Here is a 2893-nt window from a genome sequence, read left to right as displayed (position 1 = left end):
AAAATTGTTCAAATTTTAATCAGCATACTTTTTGACACACCACCAAATTTTTTAATTATTCGTCATAGTATATATCAAGATAATTAAAACAGTCATGTGAATAATTTGGGTTGGAACAAAAGCAAGTGCGTATTGAAAACCACCAGTAATTGCCGCATTAATTGATTTAGAAATGGCATGTGTAGCTAAACCTAATAATAAGGCGAGCAATAAAATATGGTTAGTTGGGTTCCCTTGCATTACTATGGCAGCCATTGCTGCATGCATCTCAAAGATAGAAGTAAATACGGTTCCTGCAATAAGACCAGCGTCACCCAGCCATAAACTTAAACCATAAACAAGTGCTTGAATAATAGTAAGTGTAACTACAATGATACCTGCCTCTTTTAAACTAAACATGGGTGTATCAGTTAACTTAACGTTCTCTCCGGATCGATTTTTTCTCATCAACCATATTGCAGGAATAATTAAAATTATAATGGCGATAATAGATGGGAATAATAAAATTTTAAGCCAAGCAAAACTGACACCTGCAACAATAATAAGAAGTTGTACCAATGTTCCGACACAGGATATAAGGGCAGCTCCAGCATTTTCTTTTGCATCTGCACGACCATGACGAACTTCTATTCCAAGGCTTGCAATCGTGGCTGTACTGGATACAAATCCTGATGCTAAAGCAGATAAAAAGATGGCGTGGCGTGATGATAGAAGCCTCTTTGCCATATGTGCTAGTGCTTGAATGGCTAAAACCAATGTCAATAATTTTAAAGTAATATAAGGATTTAGTACTGAACCCCAAAGAGCCCTGTTGGGGGTTAAAGGAAGTGCAATTAAAAGTAAAGCAAGTAAAAAGATACCATCTTTGAATTCAAGCTCAGTAATCCATTTAGTCGCTACTCCATGCATTGAATGCTTTGTCATTAGAAGGAAGGTAAGGACTACTGTAAGTGCAGCTGCATAAGAAATATGCCATAAACATAGTCCACCTATAAAATAGGTAAGTATAAAAGCAAGTTCAGTGGTTACACCTGGATCTTCAATTTGTTTATTAATAGAGATGAGACTTATACCACCTACTATCAATGCCCCTATGAGTCCTATAAAAAAACCGAAAGAAAAACAAATTGCCCCTAATAGAGAGCAAATTGCAAAAGATCTAATACCTGCAAAGCTGTGTTGATTTTCACGTTTTTTGCTACGCTCTCTTTCTAGACCAATGAGTAGTCCACAACCTAGTGCTGCAGTAGTTGCAGTCATTAAATTTTGGACAGGTTCAATCGTAAATGTATTAACAATTATGAAACTCATCCCACTCTCCATGACCCCTGCTGTCAAATCCATATAACTAAACTTTAGAGATTTTGATTACGCAGCATGACGATAAAAATCAAACCACACCTGTCTTGGCGATCTATAGCCTAAACTCTTTTTAATCCTAGTCCCATTGCGAGCATAGCTCTTGTCTTGCGTCGCTGCAAAGCAGTGCTTTGCTAATCGCTCCTCATGTAGTACAGCTCGATATATTGTGTGATTTCGTTGATCACTGTAAACCTTGTTTTATAGTCGTTATGGTATACCAGTTCATTCTTCCTTGCGGAGCAGTGCTCCTCACCCCAGAAACTCTCTATTGGCGCATTATCAAAGCAATTACCTTTACCACTCATTGAGCCTTTAAAATGATGCTGCTTGATGATTTTGTGATAGGCATGACTGCAATACTGGCTGCCTCTATCAGAATGTAAAATCAGCCCTTGGCTTGGCCCTTTATTCTTGATTGCCATATTCAATGCTTTACAGACTAAATCAGCGGTCATGCGCTTACTTATGGCATATCCAACAAGCTCTTTGGTGTAGAGGTCTTTAACACCTGCTAAGTATAGCCAACCCTCAGCAGTCCAAATATAAGTGATGCCACTGACCAAAGACTCATTAGGTCGACTGGCGTCAAACTTCTGATCGAGCACGTTTGGATAGACAAGCTTGTTATGATCGGAGTTGGTAGTAACTTTAAAACGCTTATGACGACGGCATTTAATGCCGTATTCTTCTTTGATGCTTCTAACCATATATTGGCTGATATCGTACCTTTGCGCACTTAGGTGGGCATGTAGTCGATCTACGCCATAGCACTGATTGGTCTCATCATAAGCCACTCTAATCAGTAATTCACACTTATTGCGATAAATCTGCTGAGCGCTTATGTCACGATTTGCCCAATCGTAGTAGCTTGATGGTTTTACGTTTAATACACGGCACATGCGGATAATGCTAAAAAGATGCTGGTTAGCTTCTATAAAGGCGTACCTGACTAACTGAACCGCCCCGACTTTATCGGAGGCAGACTTACTTGAGTCAGGCAGCGATGCCTGACAGAGTTAAATTATCATAATACCGTCTTTCAAGCTCAAAGGGTGACACATAACCAATCGTACTGTGTAATCGTTTTTTATTAAACCTGAGAAGCGTTAGAAATCGATTAATTATCGATTTAGCTTTGCAAGACGAGAGCTGTGCTCGAAGTGCCACCCATTTAAGGGTTGCCAGTTCAACATCGTTAACACCATTCCAGCTCTTCTTTAAATAATGAATGACCTCACACCAATAATCGCTTTCTATTTTCTCTATCTTAATTGGCACAGCATATAACCATTGCATACCGCCATCACTATGAAAATAACCATTCTCAAATGCTACGATATAAGCTGTAAAATTGTTACCGTCATGATACATCATTGCTTGTTCGTCGCTCTCGTCATCGACAGCACATCATACGTTTCTATAACCACTTTCTAACATTGCACGCGTCAACTTACTACCTCTTAGGTCCTTATCCATAATACCTCCTAACCGATAGACCATAAAGCTATCTCTTTTAATTTAGCAGAAAGAT

At 38.9% G+C, this 2893-nt stretch carries 2 protein-coding genes and 1 pseudogene; all 3 read right to left on the bottom strand.

The features are described from left to right. Positions 1-51: 51 nt before the first annotated feature. The 3 genes and pseudogenes from VLN09_RS11155 to VLN09_RS12325 all read right to left on the bottom strand — a co-directional run bounded on the left by VLN09_RS11155 (position 52) and on the right by VLN09_RS12325 (position 2736). Positions 52-1311, bottom strand: a complete 1260-nt coding sequence (locus VLN09_RS11155) for an MgtC/SapB family protein (protein WP_414709129.1) — start codon at positions 1309-1311, stop codon at positions 52-54. Between the two features lie 57 nt (positions 1312-1368). Next, positions 1369-2318 (bottom strand): annotated as a pseudogene (locus VLN09_RS11150) (IS3 family transposase); the annotation flags it as partial. Positions 2319-2355: 37 nt separating this feature from the next. Next, positions 2356-2736 (bottom strand): hypothetical protein, encoded by a 381-nt coding sequence (locus VLN09_RS12325; protein ID WP_414709128.1) that lies wholly within the window; start codon positions 2734-2736, stop codon positions 2356-2358. Between the last annotated feature and the right edge of the window lie 157 nt (positions 2737-2893).

This window comes from Psychrobacter sp., from assembly GCF_035469765.1.
Classification (GTDB): domain Bacteria; phylum Pseudomonadota; class Gammaproteobacteria; order Pseudomonadales; family Moraxellaceae; genus Psychrobacter.
This window is presented reverse-complemented; position numbering and strand designations above follow the sequence as displayed.

Bases quoted from the DNA above. Each gene is read 5' to 3' on its own strand.
- VLN09_RS11155 (WP_414709129.1), bottom strand. From the start codon at position 1,311: ATGAGTTTCATAATTGTTAATACATTTACGATTGAACCTGTCCAAAAT.
- VLN09_RS12325 (WP_414709128.1), bottom strand. From the start codon at position 2,736: ATGATGTATCATGACGGTAACAATTTTACAGCTTATATCGTAGCATTT.